The following is an 18,996-nucleotide window of genomic DNA, read 5'->3' as shown; positions in this document are numbered from 1 at the left end:
AAACCAGCAACGACAGACGGACAACGAAACAGGCGATGTGACCGTCAGGTACGGCGGTCAACCCGACGAGTCCCCACCGGACTACCAGCACTTGACGCCTTCCGTACCGGGAGGCGGGAAGGCTGCGGTGATCCGTATCGTCGATGCCGCGATCTGTACCTTCAGGATCAGGCGGCAGCTCTCTTCCGGATCATCATCCGATAGCGAGTTGGTGTCACACCTACGGCGTGACGAAACATCCGTGCAGCATGGCCGCGACTGCACCACCCCACTTCGCGCATCGCTGCCTCAATCGGCAGGTCTGTCTCGCGCAGCAGCCGAGCCAGATGCTCGGCTCGTACGGTCGTGAGGTACGTCATGGGGGTCTTGCCGTAAGCGTCCACGAAGATCCGCCCGAGCTGCGAGGGCGATAGATTTATTGCGGCCGCGAGTCGACCAAGTGTCCAGTCGTCGGCCGGCGCGTCGCGAAGCAGGTGGAGCGCTTCGCGAGCCTCGTCCCGTAGAGGCGTGAACCGCCGGTGGCGTGGCGTACCAGGGCGACCCGTCCTCCGCAGGTTCGAAGTCCGTCGCACCGGCGACGTCTTCACGTATGGGCTTACGATATCGAGCACGCCAAAGAGCAGCGCCTGCATCCGATAGAAACTCTCGGTGCACGGCCCATCGACACTGAGCGCGACCAACTCGTCCAGGAGTGGTGTAAATATCCGAGCGCGGTCCTCTCCAAGGCGGAGTATCTGGGCCGACTCGGAGTAGAGCTCGTCGGTGAAGTCATGCGCCTCGAACCGGTCTGCAAGCAGCTCGGCATGCTGCCAGAAGATCTGGTCGACGACGTAGTCTTGGTCCAGGCAGAGCGTGGTGACGGTGACTAGATCCTCAGGTTCGCTTCCGCACAGGGTGTTGGCGCCCAGGGCCACGACGTCACCGGCGCATACTGGCCTCTCGCCGAACTCGCTGAGTACGATCGCGGACCCTGCGCGGACGAAGATCAGCTTGACGCAGTCATGCGCCACGGGCGCGATAGGCACACGGATGCTGCGAGTACGAGCGACGATCGGTTGAAAGCGCACTGAAGGCATACACGCCCGCTACTGCCGACCCGCGCCAGGTATGGACTGGGTCATGACGTGCGCCCCTCTCATCGCGAACGCTGGTGGGGCGCCCCGAGGTCTATGGACATCGACGTCCGGCCGACCTCTAGGCGGGTGTGAGTCGCGAGGCCCTACCCCAGCGTGTTGCGGCGCGCAGCCCTCTGGCCGAGAGGTCGCACAGTGGTGAGGTCGGGCAGTCATGGTCGGCGTTCTTGGTCCTCTCGCACGGCGGCAAGGCGCTCGCATCCCCGCCCCGAGGGCTTGATCTGGCTTCCGCCGCAGCGGTGCTGACTCGCGGCGCGTGTAAAAATGTAGCAGATAGTACAATCTACTACCACGGATTGGTCCGCGTCGACCGCGTCGGTGTCAGCCTCGGGCGAAGGGAACGTGACTGTCCCGAACCGCTGCAGGTGGACACTCCGTGGTCAAGAGTGCTGTTCACGCGTATTGGGACGTGTCCTGACCTCCGCCGTGAACACGTCCGGCGGTATTGCAGGCTTCGAGACCCCGGAGTCCCTGGGTGCATCAGCGCACCAGTATTTCGTACTTGACAGTACATAAAAGGCTCTGGCATCGTGATGTCCTGTGAGTGGAGAACCTCGTGCGACCAACCGCGCAAGCGCCAAGGACCGGCGGGCGCAGGCCGAGCAGATCGGTTGTGCCGACATAGTCGATGCGTTGGGTCGTCGCCACCGCCACGGCGCGCACATCCTGGGGCTGGAGAGCCCCACCCCCGGCAGGGTCCTCTTCGGACCAGCCGTGACGATCGCCTTCTTCCCCAGTTGCGCTGCAAGCGTCGACCCCGCAGTGCACGATTTCCGATCGCTGTTCCGTGAGGCAGTTGGGGACGACTCTGAGGGAAAAGTTCTTGTGCTCGCGACCAATGGCCATCCAGGCGTCTCGGTAGGCGGTGGAACGAAGCTGGGTCGCGTGCACCACTACGGGCTCGACGGAGTGCTGACAGATGGCCGACTCCGGGACTTCACTGAGCTCCGAACGTACGGGTTCACCTCGTACTGCGCTGGTGAGGCGGTGGAGGCTGGCGGTGCGCTGATCACTCCACACCGGGCGAATGTTCCCGTGGTGCTGCGCGGTGTCGGCGTCATGCCGGGCGACTATGTTTTCGCCGACGGGTCGGGTGCGGTCATCATCCCCGCTGCAGAGATCGACGAGATCCTGCTCGGTGCCATAGCGGTCAAGCAGGAGGACGCGCACTTCCGCGAGCAGATCGCGCAGGAACGCGCCAGTGCCGGGGAGAGCACCCGGGGAGAGCGAGAGCGATGACCAAGCCGGAGCGCGACGAGCAAACAGAGCAGTCACCAGAGTCTGGAAAGGGAAGTGGCGCCGGTTTGCACCGCGCTTCTCGACACCATTCCGAGCCCGAGATGGACGGCCACTTCAGCGACATCGTAGGCCGCGAGATGTTCGCTTGCCCGCACTGCGGGCACCAACTCAGCATGTTCAGAGAAGCGCGGTCGAGCCCTGGAGACAAGGCCGCTGCCTGGGTGGCGAGCGTCGCGGGCTCATGGCCGTTCCTGCTGATCCTGGTGGTGGCGATTCTCGCGTGGTTTGTCGTGAACACCATCTTGCCGCTCTTCTATCCCCACCCGACGGCCATGCTGGACTATCTAGGAACGGCTCTGGCGATCGTCGCTGCTCTGCAGGGACCGCTGATTCTGCTCACTCAGCGACGGGAGTCCGACCGGGACCGTGCGCGAGACATCGAGACGTTCCACATCTCTCAGAACACCGAAGCCGATCTGCACTCGATCAGTCATGCCATCAACTCGGTTCTTGAGCAGTGGGAACGCGACCGGTCGTCAGGTGCCGTTGACGCACCGGGAGGTAGCGGTGCGCCTGAGAAACCACGGACGGGAGCGACTCGATCGCAGGACTCATCGTGACCCCCGAGGCTGGCGGCTCCAGTCCAGATTGGGGGCACGGTGAGTGAGAAGAAGCCGCGACGGCTGACCGCCAAGGGCGAGGCCACCCGTCTGCGTATCGTCGCGGCAGCCGCCGATCTCATGTACACGCAGGGCGTTGAGGCCACCAGCGTTGACGATGTCATAGAGGCCAGCGGAACGGGCAAGTCTCAGGTTTACCACTACTTCTCGGACAAGACCGAGTTGGTTGAGGCAGTCGTGAGGGCCCAGATTGAACGGGTGCTTGGCGAGCAGGCACCATTCCTCGACGACCTGCGCACGATGCGCGGCTTCGAGCGTTGGCGGGATGCGATCGTGGTAGGAGTGCGTGGTTGGCGAGGTGCTCACGGCTGTCCGATGGGGTCGCTGGCGGGCGAGATCGCTGGCCGGTGTGAAACTGCGCGTGAGAATCTCCAACGAGGATTCAGCGTCTGGCAGCACTGGTTCCGTCTCGGACTGGAGCGCATGCAGGACTCAGGCGAGCTACGGCCGGACGCAGACCCTGAAGAGCTAGCCGTCGGTCTGATGGCCGCTGTCCAAGGCGGGTACCTCCTCGTCAAGACCACACGGGACGAGCGCAGCATGGCGATCGCGCTCGACATGGCTCTCGATTCCATCCGCGTCGCGCTGAGCGCCGCAGAGTGAACTGCGGGGGAGGGCACATGCCTTCTGAAGCACGAGTTCCAGAGCTCGCGCGCGATTCCACGAGCCATGCCATGGTGAGGAGTTGTGCCCCCGACTCTCACAGTTCGAGCTCTATCCACTCGATGCCTCCCGAGCATGATGGTGCGAGTCAGGCCACAGCCAGCTTGCAGGCAATGGTCGATCGGGTTCCTGAAGGCTGGACCGTCGTCGCATACGAAGGTCGCTCATACGGATTGACCCGTACCACGCGAGTGCATGGCCAGAGCATCAGCATCTCGGCCGAGGAGCTAGGAGGGGACGACCTGATCAGCGCCAACGTGTACCGCACTCGCAAAGCAGAGCACCTACGGCCCTGTGAGGTATCCGAAGCCAAGGTGCTGGCATTCCTGCGCGGATGGACGCCCGCATGAGCCCTCGCGACACTCTGTCAGCAGGATCAGGAATCCACGCCGAATCCTCTGGTGTGGCTTCATCGACTACGAGGACCACGACATGTTGGCATGGCCCCGTCTAGAGATTCCACGCTTGGATGTACACGGGCCCGCAGTCTCGGTCTATGACACTGAGAACCGATCCTTGGTGACGTTGCCGCCGAATGACGCCGCGCGGATGTACGTCTGCGGCATCACACCCTACGACTCCACTCATCTCGGCCATGCGGCAACCTACGTCGGCTTTGACCTACTCAACCGCGCCCTTCGAAACGCCGGGCACGATGTCATCTATGTTCAGAACGTCACCGACATCGATGACCCGCTGCTGGAACGCGCCCACGCGCGAGGCATTCCCTGGAGTGATCTCGCACAACGCGAGACCGAGCGATTCCGACAGGACATGACAGCCTTACGCGTCCTGCCACCCGCACACTTCGTCGGAGTCTCCGAGGCCGTCACCAAGATCATCTCTCGCATCGAGATGTTGAAGGAGCGCGGCTCTATCTACCGAGTGGGAACCGACCTCTACTTCGAGGTGTCTGCCGACCCATCCTTCGGCCGCGTATCGTCACTCGACCGCGATGTGATGTTGAAGGACTTCGCCGAGCGTGGCGGTGACCCCGATCGGAGAGGCAAGCGCGACCCGCTCGACTGCCTGGTTTGGCGCGGCGAGCGGCAAGGGGAGCCGTCCTGGCCCAGTCCGTGGGGGCCGGGACGACCCGGTTGGCACATCGGATGCACCACAATCGCCCAGGAACATCTGGGATCATCCTTCGACGTACAGGGCGGAGGACGAGACCTGGCATTCCCGCACCACGAGATGTCCGCAGGACTCGGTCATGTCATTCATCCACAGCATCGGTTCGCGCAGACCTTCGTCCATGCCGGGATGGTTGCGTACGACGGCGAGAAGATGTCGAAGTCGCGCGGAAACCTGGTCTTCGTCTCCTCTCTGCGAAAGCAAGGAGTGGACCCTGCGGCCATCCGCCTCGCCCTCATGCGGCACCACTATCGATCAAGCTGGGAGTGGACAGACGCCGAAATCTCGGCCGCACTCGACACATTGAAGCAGTGGCGTCGTGCCCTGGCTCTCGGTAGCGGGGCGCCGGCAGCACCGGTCGAGCAGGCCGTGCTCTCGGCACTAGCCGCCGACCTTGACGCTCCGGCCGCAGTCACCATTTTGCAGGAGTGGGTTGACGCCTCGCTTGGTACCGACACAGTGGCAGACAAGCGAGACAGCTCTGCCCCTATGACGGTTCGACGTCTGGCGGACGCCTCACTCGGTCTCTTGCTCTGATCGGATCACCCCGGAACGGAAGTATTCGACCATCGTGCACGAGTTGGCTACGCCTGCGTCCAGGTGGTGCCTGAGGTGTGGTCCTGGATGGCGATCCCAGCGCTAGCCAGTTCGTTCCGGATGCGGTCGGCGGTGGAGAAATCTCCTGCGTCCCGCGCATGAGAGCGATTCGCGAGTAGAACCTCGACGAGGGTAGAGATCGTGCTGCCATGAACGTCGGCTCGCGGGGCGGTCGTGAAGCCGCCGGGCTCGATCCCTAACACTTCGGTCATCGCGAGCACCGATTCGTACGTAGACATGGCGGCAGCTGGATCGCCGTTATCCAGAGCGATGTTGCCCGCGCGCACGTGGTCGTGCAGGACTGCGAGCGCCGCTGGGACATTCAGGTCGTCGTCGAGCGCGGCCGCGAAGGCAATGGGCGGCGTCGGGGCGTCGGATGCTGTGTTCGCGAGTCGTGTGCGTGCTCGGTGCTGGAACGTCGCGATTCTCGTGACTGCAGCCTCGGTGTGCGTGAGATCCTTCTCCTGATAGTCCAAGGCACTGCGGTAGTGCGCGCTGAGCAGGTAGTAACGCAGCGTCGCCGGGCCGACACGGCGGAGGAGTTCATCGGCATACAGAGAGTTGTTCAGCGACTTGGCCATCTTCTGCCCGTCGATCGTGACGAGGCCGTTGTGTATCCAGTACTTGGCGAACTCGTCGCCTGCTGCGGTGGACTGGGCAAGCTCGTTCTCATGGTGCGGGAATCGCAGGTCGAGGCCGCCTCCGTGGATGTCGAACGCACGTCCGAGGTAGTGCTGGGACATCGCTGAGCACTGTATGTGCCATCCCGGCCTGCCGGTTCCCCACGGTGAGCGCCAACGCGCGGATTCTGGGTCGCTGGGCTTGGCTCCCTTCCAAAGCGCGAAGTCGCGGGGATCGATCTTTGCCCCGCCAGGCCCTTTATCAGGGTCCGCTACGGCGCCGGGGGTCTGCCTGGTGAGCTTGCCGTATGCCCGCCAGCTGCTGACATCGAAGTAGACGTCGCCGGAGCCGTCGCTGGCGACGTAGGCGTGTCCGCGGCGAAGGAGTCGTTCGATCAGGGTCAGTGCCTGCGGGATGTGACCGGAAGTTCGGGGCTCATGGGTTGGCGGGAGAACACCCAGCGCGGCGTACGAGCGCGCGAACTCCGTCTCGACACGGTAGGCGCGTGCCCACCATGGTTCAGTCTCGGTTGCCAGGTCCAGAACCTTGTCGTCGACGTCGGTGACGTTGCGAACGAGGGTGACCGCGTAGCCGCGGTGGGTGAGCCAGCGTCGCCAGAGATCGTAGACGAGGGCGCTACGAAGGTGCCCGATGTGAGGCGCGGACTGCACGGTTGGCCCGCACACATAGATTGAGACTCGTCCTGGGTTCAGCGGGACGAAGTTGCGTAGCTTCCGGACAGCACTGTCGTAGATGCGAAGCATCAGTCCGCAGCCCCCTGCCTGGTAGAAGCCGCGATCGCGGCGAGCGGACCAGTCATAGGTGGGGCACCCTGATGTAGTCCAGGCCCGAGAGGTTCACTAGCGTCTCTCGGAAACCGCGGACGATGACGCCCAGCACCGCCTGACAATGGCCGCACCGCATGACTGCACCCATGGCTGTGATGAAGACATGCGCGCAAGCGAGGTTGAAAGAGCTGCCGCAGCTCCGGCACCTACCGACCGTCACAGTGATCTCGATACCGAGAGTAGTCGCGAAGGCACCTGCGAGGGCGTTTCCGTCGACGTGCGTCATGGACTGCCTCCGAATCGTTCCGTACGAATCTGTGCGGGGTCGTGACCGAGTTCGACAAGCCAACCCGCGACGGCCTCGACGAACGGCGTTGGTCCGCAGACGAAGATGCGTGGCGACAACGATGCGGGAAAGGTCGACGCGGCGAGCGCCTCGCGCGTCAATCGTCTAGGTGGCCGGCCCGCTCCGGGCGCTGATTCGCGCGTGTGGACAATCTCGACGATGGTTCGTGAGAGTTCTGCCAGTTCGTCAGCGAAGAACTCATCGCGCGGACTGCGGACCGAGTACAGCAGCCGAAAGTCAGCGCCTTTCGGCTCACGTTCACGTGCTGAGGCCATTGAGAACAACGGCACAACCCCCGATCCGCCTGCGATGAGCTGAACCGGTGACTGCTCGGGCTCAGCGGGGATCCAGACGAAGAAGCGTCCGAGCGGTCCTTGTACTTCGACTTCTTCACCTTCTGCGAGTTGGCGCACGAGAAAGGGCGACACCTCGCCCCCGGGCAGCTCCTGGATCACCAGTACAACCCGTGTCGACTCACCCGAGGACGCCAGCGAGTAAGACCGGGACGCCTGGTACCCGTCCGGTGCCGTGAGCCGGATGTCGAGATGAGCTCCGGCGACGTTTCCAGGCCAGGTCGGAACATCCAGCTCAAGGCGGATGGCCGCCTCGGTCTCAAACTGCCGACTGAGCACCCGCCCGAGGTGCCACCGGACTCGGCTAGGAGTCATCACCAGTAGCGTTCCTCTCGCCATGGGTCGCCACGGAGGTGGTAGCCGTTCTGTTCCCAGAACCCCGGGTCGTCCGAGGGCATCATTTCCATTCCTCGAACCCACTTCGCGCTCTTCCAGAAGTAGAGGTGGGGCACGAGGAGCCGGGCCGGACCTCCGTGCTCGGGAGTAAGGGGTTCGCCCTCCGCCTCGGTGGCTAGCCATGCCTGCCCATCGAGGAGGTCTTCGAGTGGGAGGTTGGTGGTGTATCCGCCGTAGCTACGGACCATCACGTAGTCGTAACTGGTCTCGACATCCTCGAACAGCCGGTCCATGGGCACGCCACGCCAAGCCATGTCCAGTTTCGACCAGTGGGTGACGCAGTGGATATCGGTGACGACGTCTTCGACGCCTACCTCCTGAAGCTCACCCCAGTTCCACCGGTGCGTGACCTCGTCTTCGGTCGTGATCGTGAAGCTCCATCGGCCCTCGTCGACATTGGGCGTGGGTCCCGTCGAGAGCACCGGCCAGTCGTAGACGTGGGTCTGCCCAGGAGGCAGTCGCGGGTCGCTGGAGCCATGCCGTCCTCCGAACCCGCCGTTGATCACTCCCATGACTGCCCCTCCTGCGGGAACTCGCTACTGTGGCCTGCGCGAACGGTCGGCGTCGCTGACGAGGGAGCGATGCTGGGTAGGTGTTCCGGACGAACATCGCTCTTGACATGGCGTTCGACGACTTCGCGGACTGCGACGTCGTAACTCGTGAACACGTACCGCTTGCCGACGCCTTGGCGATCCTGTGGTCGGGGTTTTCGCCCCATTCTTCAAGGCTCTGCAGGTCGTCGAACTCGACGACCAGTGCCGACTCCCCGTCCTCAGCGGTGAACATCTTGTGCTCGATGTGGTTAGGACTCTGTTGGATGAGGATGTGCATCTGGTTGTAGAGCCGGTCGTGTTCGGCCCGCTGCTCGGGCGCGACGTAGCACCGGAAGACGGCGAGGGTCATTGTGAAACCTCCCGTTTCTTGGTGTCGATGGTCTTGAGCCACTGCCGGCAGTTCGTCGCCGGAGTGTCCTGGCAGAGAGCCGACCGAGCGGCGTGGCCACCGGCGCGTGATCCGCTGGACATAGGTGCCAGTCACCACGCCAGTGCCCTCGATACGGCGGCTGGATCGGCAGGACGCAGTCACGCTCTGACAGCCATGTACTCGTTGACGACGCCGCGGAGGTGTATCCGAGCGCGATGCAGAGCGTCGACGGCATCGACCTTGTCGAGGCGAAGCACGTAGGCCGCGTCCGCCAGTGATACGTCATCGATGTCGACGAGTTGTACCAACTGGCCGAGCGGATCGGCCAAACGTGCGACGGCGCCGTCCACCACTCGATACAGATCGGTGGTGAACACCTCGTCGTCCGGGCTCAGGGTATTGGTCTGGCCCCAGCGGTTCGGTGCGTCAATGTGGCGTCCAGCATCGGGTCCAATGTCGTAGAAGTCGGGGTAGAAGAACTCCGCAGTATCAGCGTCGGGATCCAGCTCGGCGGTCTGGTTCTCGGCTCTTGTTCGATAGTCGTCGAGGCTCCGTACCGTTGGCTCAGGCTCAGCGAATGCTCGATCGGCTAGGTCCCGGGCGAGCGCCAGAGGGTCCAACCCCCTTGGGCTTTCCTCGAATGCTGAGAGCAGAGTCTCTTGGACCAGGTCTTCCGCAACGTGTGGGGCGAGACTCCGGGCGAGTCCAAAGAGGAGGCGAGTGATCTCACTGGGATCGCTGGGCCTCTCGGTCTCGCCGTCGACGATGTCGTGAAGTAGGAGCGAGACACTGTCGGGCAGATGGGGCAGATCATGCGGTTCGGCATCAGCCACGAGATCAGTGACGGTCTCGACCTGGTGCGTGAACAGCCGGCAGTCCGGGCATGCGTAGAGATGCTGCTGGGCTACCTCGGCGTCGGCTTCATCCAGAAGACCCATTCGGAACTGGGTGAGTTCCTCGGTGTACTCGGCGCATGACAGCTCGGTCGCGTTGACTGGTGCGTGGCTCATGGCGACTCCTTTGACGCCAGGCTCGGAGTGGCACCCTGAGCCAGCTTCAGGCGGGTCCACACGTTCATGTTGATGACGACCGCGGCGATCTCTGCGACTTCGCGCTCCGTGAAGTGAAGCCGCAGTTCTTCGTGCAGGGCCGGAATCTCCTCGTGACGGAACGAGGTGAGACCTTCGCAGTAGGCGAGCGCGGCTCTCTGCCTGGGCGAGTACATGGTGCTCTCACGCCACGACGCCAGGTGTGCGGCTTGTTCGGGCCGGATCCCGATCCTGGCCGCCACCTCGGCGTGGAGAATCAGGCAGTACGAGCAGGGGTTGAGCTGTGCGACGCGCAGACGGAGGAGCTGTAGCAGGACACGGTCTCCCGACAGCTCTGCGGCGTAGCCGAACTGCGTGGCCATGTCTTTGGCGAGTTCGTGGAACGGCGTGAGGTCTGGGTCGAAGCGAGTGTTCTCGAACCGGAGACTCCCGAGTACCGGCTTCGGGTTTTCGGTGCCGGGCTCAGACATCGCCCCGACCGTCCCGTCCAACGCCCGGAATGTCCACCATGGCGGCGTACTCGGGGTTGCGCTCGATGAAGGACCGGAACACGGGACACCTCACGGTCGCGCTCTTGCCCTCCGCGCGGATGCTGTCCAGCACCCTGCGGGTGAGTTCGGTCGCCAAGCCCTGTCCTCGGTAGTCCGGCAGGATCGAGGTCGCCAGCAGCGTCACTCTGCCGTTCTTCTCCGCGAACGGGACGGCTCCGAACTCGACACCATCCTTGATTGCGACGAAGGTGCTGGCCTGAGCATCCACCGCGATCGAGAACGACGAGCCGTTCTCGAGGTTCGTCGACCTGGCACCGGGCTCGTGATGCCGTTCGCCTGCGTCCGTGAAGGCGCCACCAGCCTGATTCTGGTCCTGTGAGTCCACAGTTTCTGTCACCTGACCCAGGTCCTCGGGTTCGTTCATGTCGCTTCCTCTCCGACCTCTGTCGCCGGAACTGCATCGCCGAAGAGTCTTGTTTCAGCCCTTGATAGCCTGGTTACATCGGTCTTGTCGGTCGTCGCGAGACCAGCCGCCCCGCCTCGGGGGCGACGCATCGTCTGGCCTCGACTCTACCGCAGGACATGTGGAATAGTTGGACCGCCGGGTCCGTTACAGCATGTGATGGCGCGGCCGCGTCACCTGCTAGGAGGAGCCAAAGTGACCACCAACGACTACCGCAAGACCCCTGAGTCGCTCAGCCGCCTGAGCGACGAGCAGCATCGGGTGACGCAACAGGACGGCACAGAGCCGGCCTATCGGAACGAGTACTGGGACAACCACGAGCCTGGCATCTACGTCGACATCGTCTCGGGTCAGCCGCTGTTCTCGTCCACCGACAAGTACGACAGCGGCACGGGATGGCCGAGTTTCACGGCGCCCATCGCCGCCGACGCTGTCGCGACCAAGGCGGATCGGACGCACGGCATGATCCGCACAGAGGTGCGCTCGGCGGGCGCCGACAGTCATCTCGGGCACCTGTTCCACGACGGACCCGCCGCCGGGGGCCAGAGGTACTGCATGAACTCGGCCGCGATGCGCTTCGTTCCTGCCTCCAAGCTCGTCGAGGAGGGCTACGGCCAATTCAGTGCACTGTTCGACACCGACCAGGACTCTACGAAGGGAGCCACCGCATGACCAGCGGGACCAACGACAGCGGGGAGATCACGCAAGTCTCGGGAGCGGAGACAGCCGTTCTGGCGGGCGGGTGCTTCTGGGGCATGCAGGACCTGATCCGCCGCCGGCCCGGCGTCCTCGAAACCCGCGTCGGGTACACGGGCGGGCAGAACGAACACCCGACCTACCGCGACCACCCAGGCCATGCGGAGGCGATCGAGGTCGTCTTCGACCCTTCGAGGACGAGCTATCGCGACATCCTGGCGCTGTTCTTCCAGATCCATGATCCCTCGACGTTGAATCGTCAGGGGAACGACCGGGGCACGAGTTACCGGTCCGCGATCTTCCCGGTCACGCCGGAGCAGGAGCGGATCGCCCACGACACGATCGCGGATGTCAACGCGTCGGGTCTGTGGCCGGGCAAGGCAGCCACCAGTATCGAGCCTGTCGGTCCGTTCTGGGAGGCGGAGCCCGAGCACCAGGACTACCTGGAGAAGTATCCGAACGGCTACACCTGCCACTTCCCCCGCGACGGCTGGGTGCTGCCTGAGCGGCGTTCGCCCAGCGTGGCGACGTAGCAAGGTTCTGCGGTTGGGCCCGGGCATCTGGGGTCGAGATCCACCTCTCCACTCCCGACGGGCCGCGACGGGAGTCGCCTGGGCAGCCTGGCCCAACCGTGAGAAGCCCTGGTCCTTGACGTACGGCATGAGGCTCTCGTCGACTGCTCGCGAGGGTGGTCCACATGGATGGTCGTTGGCATCTGAGTGCCGGCGAGAGCGCCCGACCAATCCGAGACGATTAGCCTTGGGGCATGACCGACAGCGCCAGCGGCCCCCGTCCGCGCCGCTTGACGGCTCGCGGCGCCGCAACGAAGGCACGGATTATCGAGGCGGCCGATCAGTTGATGTACGAGCGCGGCGTTGCCTCGACGACTCTGGCGGACGTCCGTGCGTCGAGTGGGACGTCGAAGTCGCAGCTCTATCAGCACTTCGCCGAGAAGGACGCACTGGTGAAGGAAGTCATTGAGGCACGCGCGGAGGCTCTGCTGTCGCAGCAACGTCGTCGCCTTACGAGGGTCGAGTCGCTGCGCGGACTCGAACTCTGGCGCGATGAGCTAGTTGAGCGCAATGGTCTCCGGAACGGCGCCTTTGGGTGCCCACTCGGAGCGCTGGCGAATGAGATCGCTGATCATGACGAAGACACACGAAAGGTCATTGCTGCTCATTTTGACGTCTGGCTCCAACTCTTGACCGACGCGATTGAAGAGTTGAAGAAGCGCGGCGTGCTAACCGCGAGCGCCGATGCGCACGCGTTGGCTACCGGGCTGCTGGCTGCTCTGCAGGGAGGGTATCTACTCGCCAAGACGGCCCGAGACGTCCGTCCCATGCGGGTGGTCCTCGACATGGCCATCGCACAGGTGCGTGCGTACTCGACGGAGAGTGGCTCTGTGTGACTGTGCCGCGGCTCGCTCGGCTGCTGTGAGCCTGAGCCTCGTCCGGGGTCGGTAGATTTTCTGGACTCTCAGGTCCTAGAATCGTTCACGACCCTACGCGCGGGGACGTACTGTATTGTCTCCGCTTGCCCCATGAAGCCAGCCATAGCTACTGCGGGAGTCATGCAGGTTGCGCAGCTCGGAGCGAGCAACCATCATATGGATGGACCCTTGGGTCCATTTAGGAGTCGCCGAGCGATTGGACGGAAGATGGCAACGGTTGATGTGACAGACAAGAACTTCCGCGAAGTGACCGAGCGGGATGGGATCGCGATCCTCGACTTCTGGGCCACCTGGTGCGGTGCGTGCAAGGCGTTTGCACCAGTCTACGAGGCAGCCTCTGAGAACCACCCGGATATCCTCTTCGGCAAGGTCGACACCGAGGCGGCGCACCAGTTGTCTGAGTCACTCGGAATCCGCGCGCTACCAACAATCGCGGTCTACCGCGACTCGATCAGGGTGTTCTTCCAGGCCGGGGCGCTCCCGAGGCCCGCGCTTGACGACCTGATCACGCAGGTACGGGCCCTCGATATGGTGCAAGTGCGAGCCGAGATCGAGAGCCATGCCCACGTCCACTAGTAGTTGCTGTGCGCTGGACGATCGAGTCTCAGGCGAGGTTTCGTCCAGCGGACTCCGGAGATGGGCAGGCCATGAAGAACGGCGATGTATTCCTGCCCTGAGGATATCCGCTACGCGGTGACCAGAGGGTCGCGAGGATCGCTCAAAGCAGACCTTCATATGGCAGGCAAGACCACGTATCCGGAGAACAGGGACCCGACCCGCAGACGGCGCCTGCCAGCAGGGGTGTGGTCGCGCATGGTGGCTCCGGCGGCTCGGTGACCCCGGACCCGAACTTCTCGTGGAGCCCTTCGCCGGGCTGGTCACTCGCCAGGTGCACGACCTTGCTCAACCGCCGCTGACGCCTCGCCGAACGACACAACGAGACGCACCCATTCCCGGCGATCAGGCCGCCGCCGATCCGTCTCTCGCTCAGCCCGCCATCGGAGTTGCCACGCGTCTTGCAGGTCGAGGTAGAGTGTCGCGAATCGCTCACGTCGGACTTACGAGCGGAGGCCGTAGCTCGCGATCAAGTCCGGTCGTTGCGACAACTGCGTTTCGAGGCGGCTATCTGCCCAAAGCTCGATGAACGGAAGTTTCCCATCGACGTTGTGCTTCTCGACGATCGCCACCGCGTCGGTGGTGAAGCGACCGCTCGTCGCGATCACCAAAGTCCGAACGACCGGCGGCTCCCAGAGCGACAGCGCCGCCAAGGTATTCGTGATGTCGGCAGGTGCGACAGATTTGGACGTCCAGTGCTTGGCCTGCACGATGACCCGCTCGGTTCGCGTCGTCCCGCCGTCGTCCCTTATGACGCGTTCAGCGGACAGATCGCGGCCCCGATCGGGCGCGCGCGTCTTCATCAACCACTCGACGTTCTGGTAACTGGGAAAGCCGCGTAAAAGGTCAAACAGCAGTCGCTCGAAGCCGTCGTCATCAAGAGCACCCCAATCGAGCCCGATGCTTGCACCACCTGCGGGTTTCGCGGAAGCAGCTACGCCGAGGTCGACCGCTGGCACCGGCAAAGGGTCGGATTCGGAGAGACTCGCGGCCTCAATGTCAGCCCGGACAGACGGCCAATCCATCTCGGCGATGTCGTGCCAATCGTGCCCCTGACTGAAACGGAGATGCCGGTGAAGATCGCCCCATCGTCCCTTTCGGTCAGTGGTGTCGCCGAGCAACCGCTCGATCTCGCTGATCGACTCCTCCACCGCCTTCGTTCTGAGATCGTCCACGCGATCGGACGAGTCCCGCGCAACGGAATCAGTGATCTGACCAAGGGTCGCGTTGATCGTCGACACGAGATCGTCGAGGCGCTCGTGAATCGCCCGGCGACGCGCTTGAGCAAGTTTGAATCTGTACTCGTCGAGCTGTTGGCCCGGCTTCTCCAACTCGTTCATGAGAGCGAAAGCAGGCTCGCCGATCTCGAAGTAATCGATGAAAGATTGCCCCGCCTCGTCGATGTCGGGCAGCTCCTCGGTGACTGTGAACCCGTCGATCGGGGGCAGCCCCGCGAGCAGCGGCGTCCACGCCCGACGCAGATCCTCATACTCCCGATTCGTACCCCGCTGAGGGCTCGACGGGATCATCGGCTCCGCGCGGTCCCAGATCGCTTGGAGCTTGGCAAGGTTTGCCGCGGCGCGATCCATCACCTGTAGCAACTCGTCGAGATTCACCCCACTAGTCTCCCAGCACCCGAATTCCGGAGATGTATGTCAGCGTCGACGTGTCGAACTGACGGAGCCAAGCAGTGGATGCCGGATGTCGCGGCCGGCCGCACCAGCGGGCATTTCCGGGGCGGAGGTCACGGGCGTCTGCTGCTCACCTGACTGCCGAAAAGGCGGTGGTCTCGTGACGGTCTCGATGCGGGTGATGAGCGCTGGAGACGGCTACAAGTACCTCCTGCGTACGGTCGCGGCCGCAGACGGCGATCGGACTCTCTCGACGCCGTTGACGAGGTATTACGTGGAGGCGGGCACCCCACCCGGGCAGTGGCTCGGCTCCGGCGTCGCCTCACTCGGCAAGGGCCAGCTCGCGGTCGGGGACCGGGTTTCGGAGGCCCAGCTCCAGCTCGTGATGGGGATGGGTCGTGATCCGATCACCGGCGACGCGCTCGGCCTCGCGTTCCCCGCCTACAAGTCGGTCCCGGAGCGGATCGAGGCCCGGATCGCCGATCTCGACCCATCGCTGAGTCCGGGCGCGAAAGGTGAGGCGGTCGCGCGAATTGAGGCTGAGGAGGCCGAGCGTGGGAAGCGTCGCGCGGTGGCCGGGTTCGACTTCACCTTCTCGATCCCGAAGTCGGCCTCGGCACTGTGGGCGGTCGCCGACGCCGGGACCCAAGCCCTGATCGGTGAGGCGCATCATGCGGCGGTTGCGGAGGTGGTTGCGTTCATGGAGCGTGAGGTTGCAGCCACCCGGTCGGGCGCAACCGCCGGCGACGGTGCCGTTGCGCAGGTCGATGTCACCGGGTTGGTGGCGACGGCGTTCGATCACTTCGACTCCCGCGCCGGCGACCCCCACCTGCACACCCACGTCGTCATCAGCAACAAGGTCCAGACCGCGTTCGACGGCAAATGGCGCAGTCTGGACGGGCGACCGATGCACGCCGCCGTGGTCGCCTTGTCGGAGCTGCACGAGGCGGTGTTCGCCGACCACATGACCCGCACCTTCGGCGTCGAATGGGAAGCCCGCGACATGGGCCGAGACCGCAACCCGGCCTGGGCGATCAGCACGGTGCCAGAAGAGCTGGTCCAGGAGTTCTCCACCCGTGCCCGGCACATCGACGCCGAGAAGAACAGGCTCATCGCCGAGTACGTCGCCAAGCACGGCCGCCAACCCTCCACAGCCACGATCATCAAGCTGCGCGCCCAAGCCACCCTCGCCACACGCCCGGAGAAGCAGGTGCGGTCGCTGGCCGACCTGACGGCCGAGTGGCGCACCCGCGCCACCGGGGTACTCGGCCAGGACGCCACCGACTGGGCACGCACGATCACCGACAACGACAAGCCGATGCTGCTGCGCGCCGACGACGTACCGCTCGATGCCATCGGCGAACTCGGCCAGACCGTGGTCGAGGTGGTGGGCGAGAAACGGTCCACCTGGCGGCGCTGGAACCTCATGGCCGAGGCATCCCGGCAGACGATGGGCTGGCGCTTCGCGACCATGCACGACCGCGAAGCGGTCGTCGCGATGATTGCCGACGCCGCCGAGCAAGCCTCGCTCCGGCTGACGCCGCCCGACCTCGCCACCTCACCCGTCGCGTTCCGGCGGGTGGACGGCACCAGCGTGTTCAGGCCCAAGCACTCGACCGTGTTCTCCTCCGAGCTGCTCCTGGCCGCCGAAGACCGACTGCTCGACCGCTCCCGCACCACGACCGGGCCGACCGTGCCGCTGGCGACGGTCGAGAAGATCACCGCTCGTCCCGATGCGGAGGGTCGGATGCTCGGCGAGGATCAGGCCGACGCGCTCATGAAGATCGCGGTCTCCGGCCGTGTCCTTGATGTGCTGGTGGGCCCGGCCGGGGCCGGGAAGACGACGGCTATGTCGGCGTTGCGGCGTGCGTGGGAGAAGGCGCACGGCGAGGGCTCCGTGGTCGGGCTGGCGCTGTCCGCGGTGGCCGCGCAGGTTCTCGCTGAGGACTTGGGGATTGCGACGGAGAACACGGCGAAGTGGTGGCAGAACCACCTCATGTACGGCACCGACTTCGAGGCCGGTCAGCTCGTCATCATCGATGAAGCCTCTCTCGCTGGCACCCTGTCGTTGGATCGGATCACGCACCGGGCTGAACGAGCCGGTGCCAAGGTGCTACTCGTGGGCGACTTCGCCCAGCTCCAATCCGTCGACGCCGGTGGTGCGTTCGGGCTCCTCGTGAACGACCGCGACGACGACGCGCCCGAGCTGGTCGACGTGCACCGCTTCGTGAACACCTGGGAGAAGACCGCCTCCCTCGCTCTGCGCCACGGTCGTACGCAGGTGATCGACACCTACCTCGACCACGACCGCATCCACGAGGGCGATGGCGAGGCGATGAGCGACACCGCCTACATCGCCTGGCGCGCCGACCGGCAGCGAGGGTTGGTGTCGGTGCTGGTCGCCGAGACCCGCGACCACGTGAGCGCCCTCAACCAGCGGGCACGTGCCGACCTGATCCTCGACGGCAGCCTGAAACCGGGCCGGGAGGTCGAGTTGGATGACGGCACCACTGCCGGGGTGGGGGACACGGTCGTCACCCGCCGCAACGACCGCCGCCTACGAGCCGGGAAGGACTGGGTACGCAACGGTGACACCTGGACCATCACCGGCGTCCGCGACGACGGGTCGATCACGATCCGCAGGACCGGCCGCCGGTTCGGCGGCTCCATCGTCCTCCCGGCCGCGTATGTGACCGATCATGTCGATCTGGGTTATGCGATCACCGCCCACAGAGCGCAGGGCGTCACCGTCGACACCGCACACGTCCTGGTGGAACCGACCACCACACGGGAGAACTTCTACGTCGCAATGACCCGCGGCAAGCACGCCAACCACGCCTACGTGATCCTCGACCGGGCCAACGAGCACGCCCACCCGCACCCAGGCGACAACCCCGACGCCACGGCCCGCTCCGTCCTCTACGGCGTCCTGCAACACGTTGGAGCCGAGCTGTCCGCGCACGAGACCATCACTACCGAACAGGAGCAGTGGGGGTCGATCGCCCAGCTCGCCGCGGAGTACGAGACGATTGCTGCCGCCGCCCAACGAGACCGCTGGGCCACCTTGATCAAGTCCTCGGGCTTGACAGCCGACCAGGCGGACGCCGCGATCGAGTCCGAGGCGTTCGGTGCGCTCACCGCGGAGCTGCGCCGTGCCGAGGCCAACCACCACGACCTCGACACTCTGTTCCCGCGACTCGTGGCAGCCCGCGGGTTCACCGATGCCGACGACATCTCCTCTGTGCTGCACTACCGCGTTTCGCGCGCCACAGCATGCCCGGCTGGCTCGGGTCGTGCTCGCAAGACGCCGCGGCTGATCGCCGGACTCATCCCGGCTGCGGACGGCCCGATGGCAAGCGATATGCGGCAGGCACTCGATGAGCGGCGCGAGATGATCGAAGCTCGCACTGATGCCGTGCTCGACACCGCACGTGAGACCGGCGAAGCGTGGGTGCAGCATCTTGGCGAGCCACCCCGCGGTCAGCGCCAAGCCGCTGCGTGGCGACGTTATGGGCGCACTGTCGCGGCCTACCGCGACAGATACGGCGTCACGGATGACCGACCGCTGGGATCGCCGCCGCAGTCCACGGCGCAGAGCATCGACGCCGCTCGTGCACGAACTGCTCTCGATCGAGCACGTGGCTTCATCGTCCAAGCGAGCGATGTACCGCAGCATTCACCGGGACGCGAGGACGTCGAGCGCTCGTTGTAAGCGTGGCGCGATTTC

Annotated in this window: 18 protein-coding genes; 9 read left to right on the top strand and 9 right to left on the bottom strand. The window is 64.6% G+C overall.

What is annotated here, in order from left to right; translation table 11 throughout:
• Nucleotides 1-167: 167 nt before the first annotated feature.
• A complete protein-coding gene (locus tag HNR24_RS09975) occupies nt 168-1,076 on the bottom strand; it encodes a helix-turn-helix domain-containing protein (protein WP_135446917.1) in 909 nt (302 codons plus the stop codon).
• A gap of 597 nt (nt 1,077-1,673) precedes the next feature.
• Here HNR24_RS09975 and HNR24_RS09970 point away from each other — a divergent pair.
• From HNR24_RS09970 to mshC, 4 genes are all read left to right on the top strand, one after another.
• Complete coding sequence (locus HNR24_RS09970) at nt 1,674-2,372, top strand: RraA family protein (RefSeq protein ID WP_135446919.1); 699 nt, start codon at nt 1,674-1,676, stop codon at nt 2,370-2,372.
• Nucleotides 2,369-2,992, top strand: a complete 624-nt coding sequence (locus HNR24_RS09965) for a DUF1003 domain-containing protein (protein ID WP_135446921.1) — start codon at nt 2,369-2,371, stop codon at nt 2,990-2,992. The genes HNR24_RS09970 and HNR24_RS09965 overlap by 4 nt, the downstream gene beginning before the upstream one ends.
• 39 nt (nt 2,993-3,031) lie before the next feature.
• The gene (locus HNR24_RS09960; RefSeq protein ID WP_200489067.1) at nt 3,032-3,655 is read left to right on the top strand and encodes a TetR/AcrR family transcriptional regulator; all 624 of its coding nucleotides are present in this window, start codon (nt 3,032-3,034) and stop codon (nt 3,653-3,655) included.
• Nucleotides 3,656-4,147: 492 nt separating this feature from the next.
• Nucleotides 4,148-5,386, top strand: coding sequence for a cysteine--1-D-myo-inosityl 2-amino-2-deoxy-alpha-D-glucopyranoside ligase (mshC, locus tag HNR24_RS09955; protein WP_135446923.1), 1,239 nt, complete (start codon nt 4,148-4,150; stop codon nt 5,384-5,386).
• Between the two features lie 47 nt (nt 5,387-5,433).
• Here the strand turns inward: mshC and cysS are convergent, their stop codons facing one another.
• From cysS to HNR24_RS09925, 7 genes are all read right to left on the bottom strand, one after another.
• A complete protein-coding gene (gene cysS / locus HNR24_RS09950; protein ID WP_135446925.1) occupies nt 5,434-6,834 on the bottom strand; it encodes a cysteine--tRNA ligase in 1,401 nt (466 codons plus the stop codon).
• 49 nt (nt 6,835-6,883) lie between these two features.
• Nucleotides 6,884-7,141, bottom strand: a complete 258-nt coding sequence (locus HNR24_RS14385) for a DUF6510 family protein (protein WP_220477203.1) — start codon at nt 7,139-7,141, stop codon at nt 6,884-6,886.
• Nucleotides 7,138-7,869: an FAD-binding oxidoreductase gene (locus tag HNR24_RS09945; protein WP_241548411.1), complete on the bottom strand. Its 732-nt coding sequence runs from the start codon at nt 7,867-7,869 to the stop codon at nt 7,138-7,140. Before HNR24_RS09945 ends, HNR24_RS14385 begins: the two co-directional genes overlap by 4 nt.
• Nucleotides 7,869-8,462: a molybdopterin-dependent oxidoreductase gene (locus tag HNR24_RS09940; protein WP_135446929.1), complete on the bottom strand. Its 594-nt coding sequence runs from the start codon at nt 8,460-8,462 to the stop codon at nt 7,869-7,871. Before HNR24_RS09940 ends, HNR24_RS09945 begins: the two co-directional genes overlap by 1 nt.
• Nucleotides 8,463-9,032: 570 nt before the next feature.
• Nucleotides 9,033-9,884 carry an RNA polymerase sigma factor gene (locus tag HNR24_RS09935; RefSeq protein ID WP_135446931.1) on the bottom strand — a complete coding sequence of 284 codons (852 nt, stop codon included), beginning with the start codon at nt 9,882-9,884 and terminating at the stop codon, nt 9,033-9,035.
• Entirely contained in the window at nt 9,881-10,393 is a 513-nt protein-coding gene (locus HNR24_RS09930) for a carboxymuconolactone decarboxylase family protein (protein WP_135446933.1), read from the bottom strand. Before HNR24_RS09930 ends, HNR24_RS09935 begins: the two co-directional genes overlap by 4 nt.
• A complete protein-coding gene (locus tag HNR24_RS09925; RefSeq protein ID WP_135446935.1) occupies nt 10,386-10,838 on the bottom strand; it encodes a GNAT family N-acetyltransferase in 453 nt (150 codons plus the stop codon). Before HNR24_RS09925 ends, HNR24_RS09930 begins: the two co-directional genes overlap by 8 nt.
• A 234-nt stretch (nt 10,839-11,072) precedes the next feature.
• On the opposite strand from HNR24_RS09925, the gene msrB reads away from it, so the two are divergent.
• The 4 genes from msrB to HNR24_RS09905 all read left to right on the top strand — a co-directional run bounded on the left by msrB (nt 11,073) and on the right by HNR24_RS09905 (nt 13,599).
• Nucleotides 11,073-11,549: a peptide-methionine (R)-S-oxide reductase MsrB gene (gene msrB, locus HNR24_RS09920; protein ID WP_241548410.1), complete on the top strand. Its 477-nt coding sequence runs from the start codon at nt 11,073-11,075 to the stop codon at nt 11,547-11,549.
• Nucleotides 11,546-12,106: a peptide-methionine (S)-S-oxide reductase MsrA gene (gene msrA / locus HNR24_RS09915; protein WP_135446938.1), complete on the top strand. Its 561-nt coding sequence runs from the start codon at nt 11,546-11,548 to the stop codon at nt 12,104-12,106. The genes msrB and msrA overlap by 4 nt, the downstream gene beginning before the upstream one ends.
• A gap of 233 nt (nt 12,107-12,339) precedes the next feature.
• A complete protein-coding gene (locus HNR24_RS09910) occupies nt 12,340-12,981 on the top strand; it encodes a TetR/AcrR family transcriptional regulator (protein ID WP_182495685.1) in 642 nt (213 codons plus the stop codon).
• 249 nt (nt 12,982-13,230) lie between these two features.
• Nucleotides 13,231-13,599 carry a thioredoxin family protein gene (locus HNR24_RS09905; protein WP_135446940.1) on the top strand — a complete coding sequence of 123 codons (369 nt, stop codon included), beginning with the start codon at nt 13,231-13,233 and terminating at the stop codon, nt 13,597-13,599.
• A 482-nt stretch (nt 13,600-14,081) separates the two neighbouring features.
• On the opposite strand, the gene HNR24_RS09900 is transcribed toward HNR24_RS09905, so the two are convergent.
• Nucleotides 14,082-15,254, bottom strand: a complete 1,173-nt coding sequence (locus HNR24_RS09900; protein WP_200489064.1) for a restriction endonuclease — start codon at nt 15,252-15,254, stop codon at nt 14,082-14,084.
• 187 nt (nt 15,255-15,441) lie between these two features.
• On the opposite strand from HNR24_RS09900, the gene mobF reads away from it, so the two are divergent.
• A complete protein-coding gene (mobF, locus tag HNR24_RS09895; RefSeq protein ID WP_135447033.1) occupies nt 15,442-18,981 on the top strand; it encodes a MobF family relaxase in 3,540 nt (1,179 codons plus the stop codon).
• Nucleotides 18,982-18,996: the final 15 nt, after the last annotated feature.

The organism is Nesterenkonia sandarakina, from assembly GCF_014138825.1.
Classification (GTDB): domain Bacteria; phylum Actinomycetota; class Actinomycetes; order Actinomycetales; family Micrococcaceae; genus Nesterenkonia; species Nesterenkonia sandarakina.
This window is presented reverse-complemented; position numbering and strand designations above follow the sequence as displayed.

Excerpts from the sequence above, each read along its gene's own strand:
- HNR24_RS09975 (WP_135446917.1), bottom strand. The coding sequence starts at position 1,076 with ATGCCTTCAGTGCGCTTTCAACCGATCGTCGCTCGTACTCGCAGCATC.
- HNR24_RS09965 (WP_135446921.1), top strand. The coding sequence starts at position 2,369 with ATGACCAAGCCGGAGCGCGACGAGCAAACAGAGCAGTCACCAGAGTCT.
- mshC (WP_135446923.1), top strand. The coding sequence starts at position 4,148 with ATGTTGGCATGGCCCCGTCTAGAGATTCCACGCTTGGATGTACACGGG.
- HNR24_RS14385 (WP_220477203.1), bottom strand. The coding sequence starts at position 7,141 with ATGACGCACGTCGACGGAAACGCCCTCGCAGGTGCCTTCGCGACTACT.
- HNR24_RS09945 (WP_241548411.1), bottom strand. The coding sequence starts at position 7,869 with ATGACTCCTAGCCGAGTCCGGTGGCACCTCGGGCGGGTGCTCAGTCGG.
- HNR24_RS09940 (WP_135446929.1), bottom strand. The coding sequence starts at position 8,462 with ATGGGAGTGATCAACGGCGGGTTCGGAGGACGGCATGGCTCCAGCGAC.
- HNR24_RS09935 (WP_135446931.1), bottom strand. The coding sequence starts at position 9,884 with ATGAGCCACGCACCAGTCAACGCGACCGAGCTGTCATGCGCCGAGTAC.
- HNR24_RS09930 (WP_135446933.1), bottom strand. The coding sequence starts at position 10,393 with ATGTCTGAGCCCGGCACCGAAAACCCGAAGCCGGTACTCGGGAGTCTC.
- HNR24_RS09925 (WP_135446935.1), bottom strand. The coding sequence starts at position 10,838 with ATGAACGAACCCGAGGACCTGGGTCAGGTGACAGAAACTGTGGACTCA.
- msrA (WP_135446938.1), top strand. The coding sequence starts at position 11,546 with ATGACCAGCGGGACCAACGACAGCGGGGAGATCACGCAAGTCTCGGGA.
- HNR24_RS09910 (WP_182495685.1), top strand. The coding sequence starts at position 12,340 with ATGACCGACAGCGCCAGCGGCCCCCGTCCGCGCCGCTTGACGGCTCGC.
- HNR24_RS09905 (WP_135446940.1), top strand. The coding sequence starts at position 13,231 with ATGGCAACGGTTGATGTGACAGACAAGAACTTCCGCGAAGTGACCGAG.
- mobF (WP_135447033.1), top strand. The coding sequence starts at position 15,442 with ATGCGGGTGATGAGCGCTGGAGACGGCTACAAGTACCTCCTGCGTACG.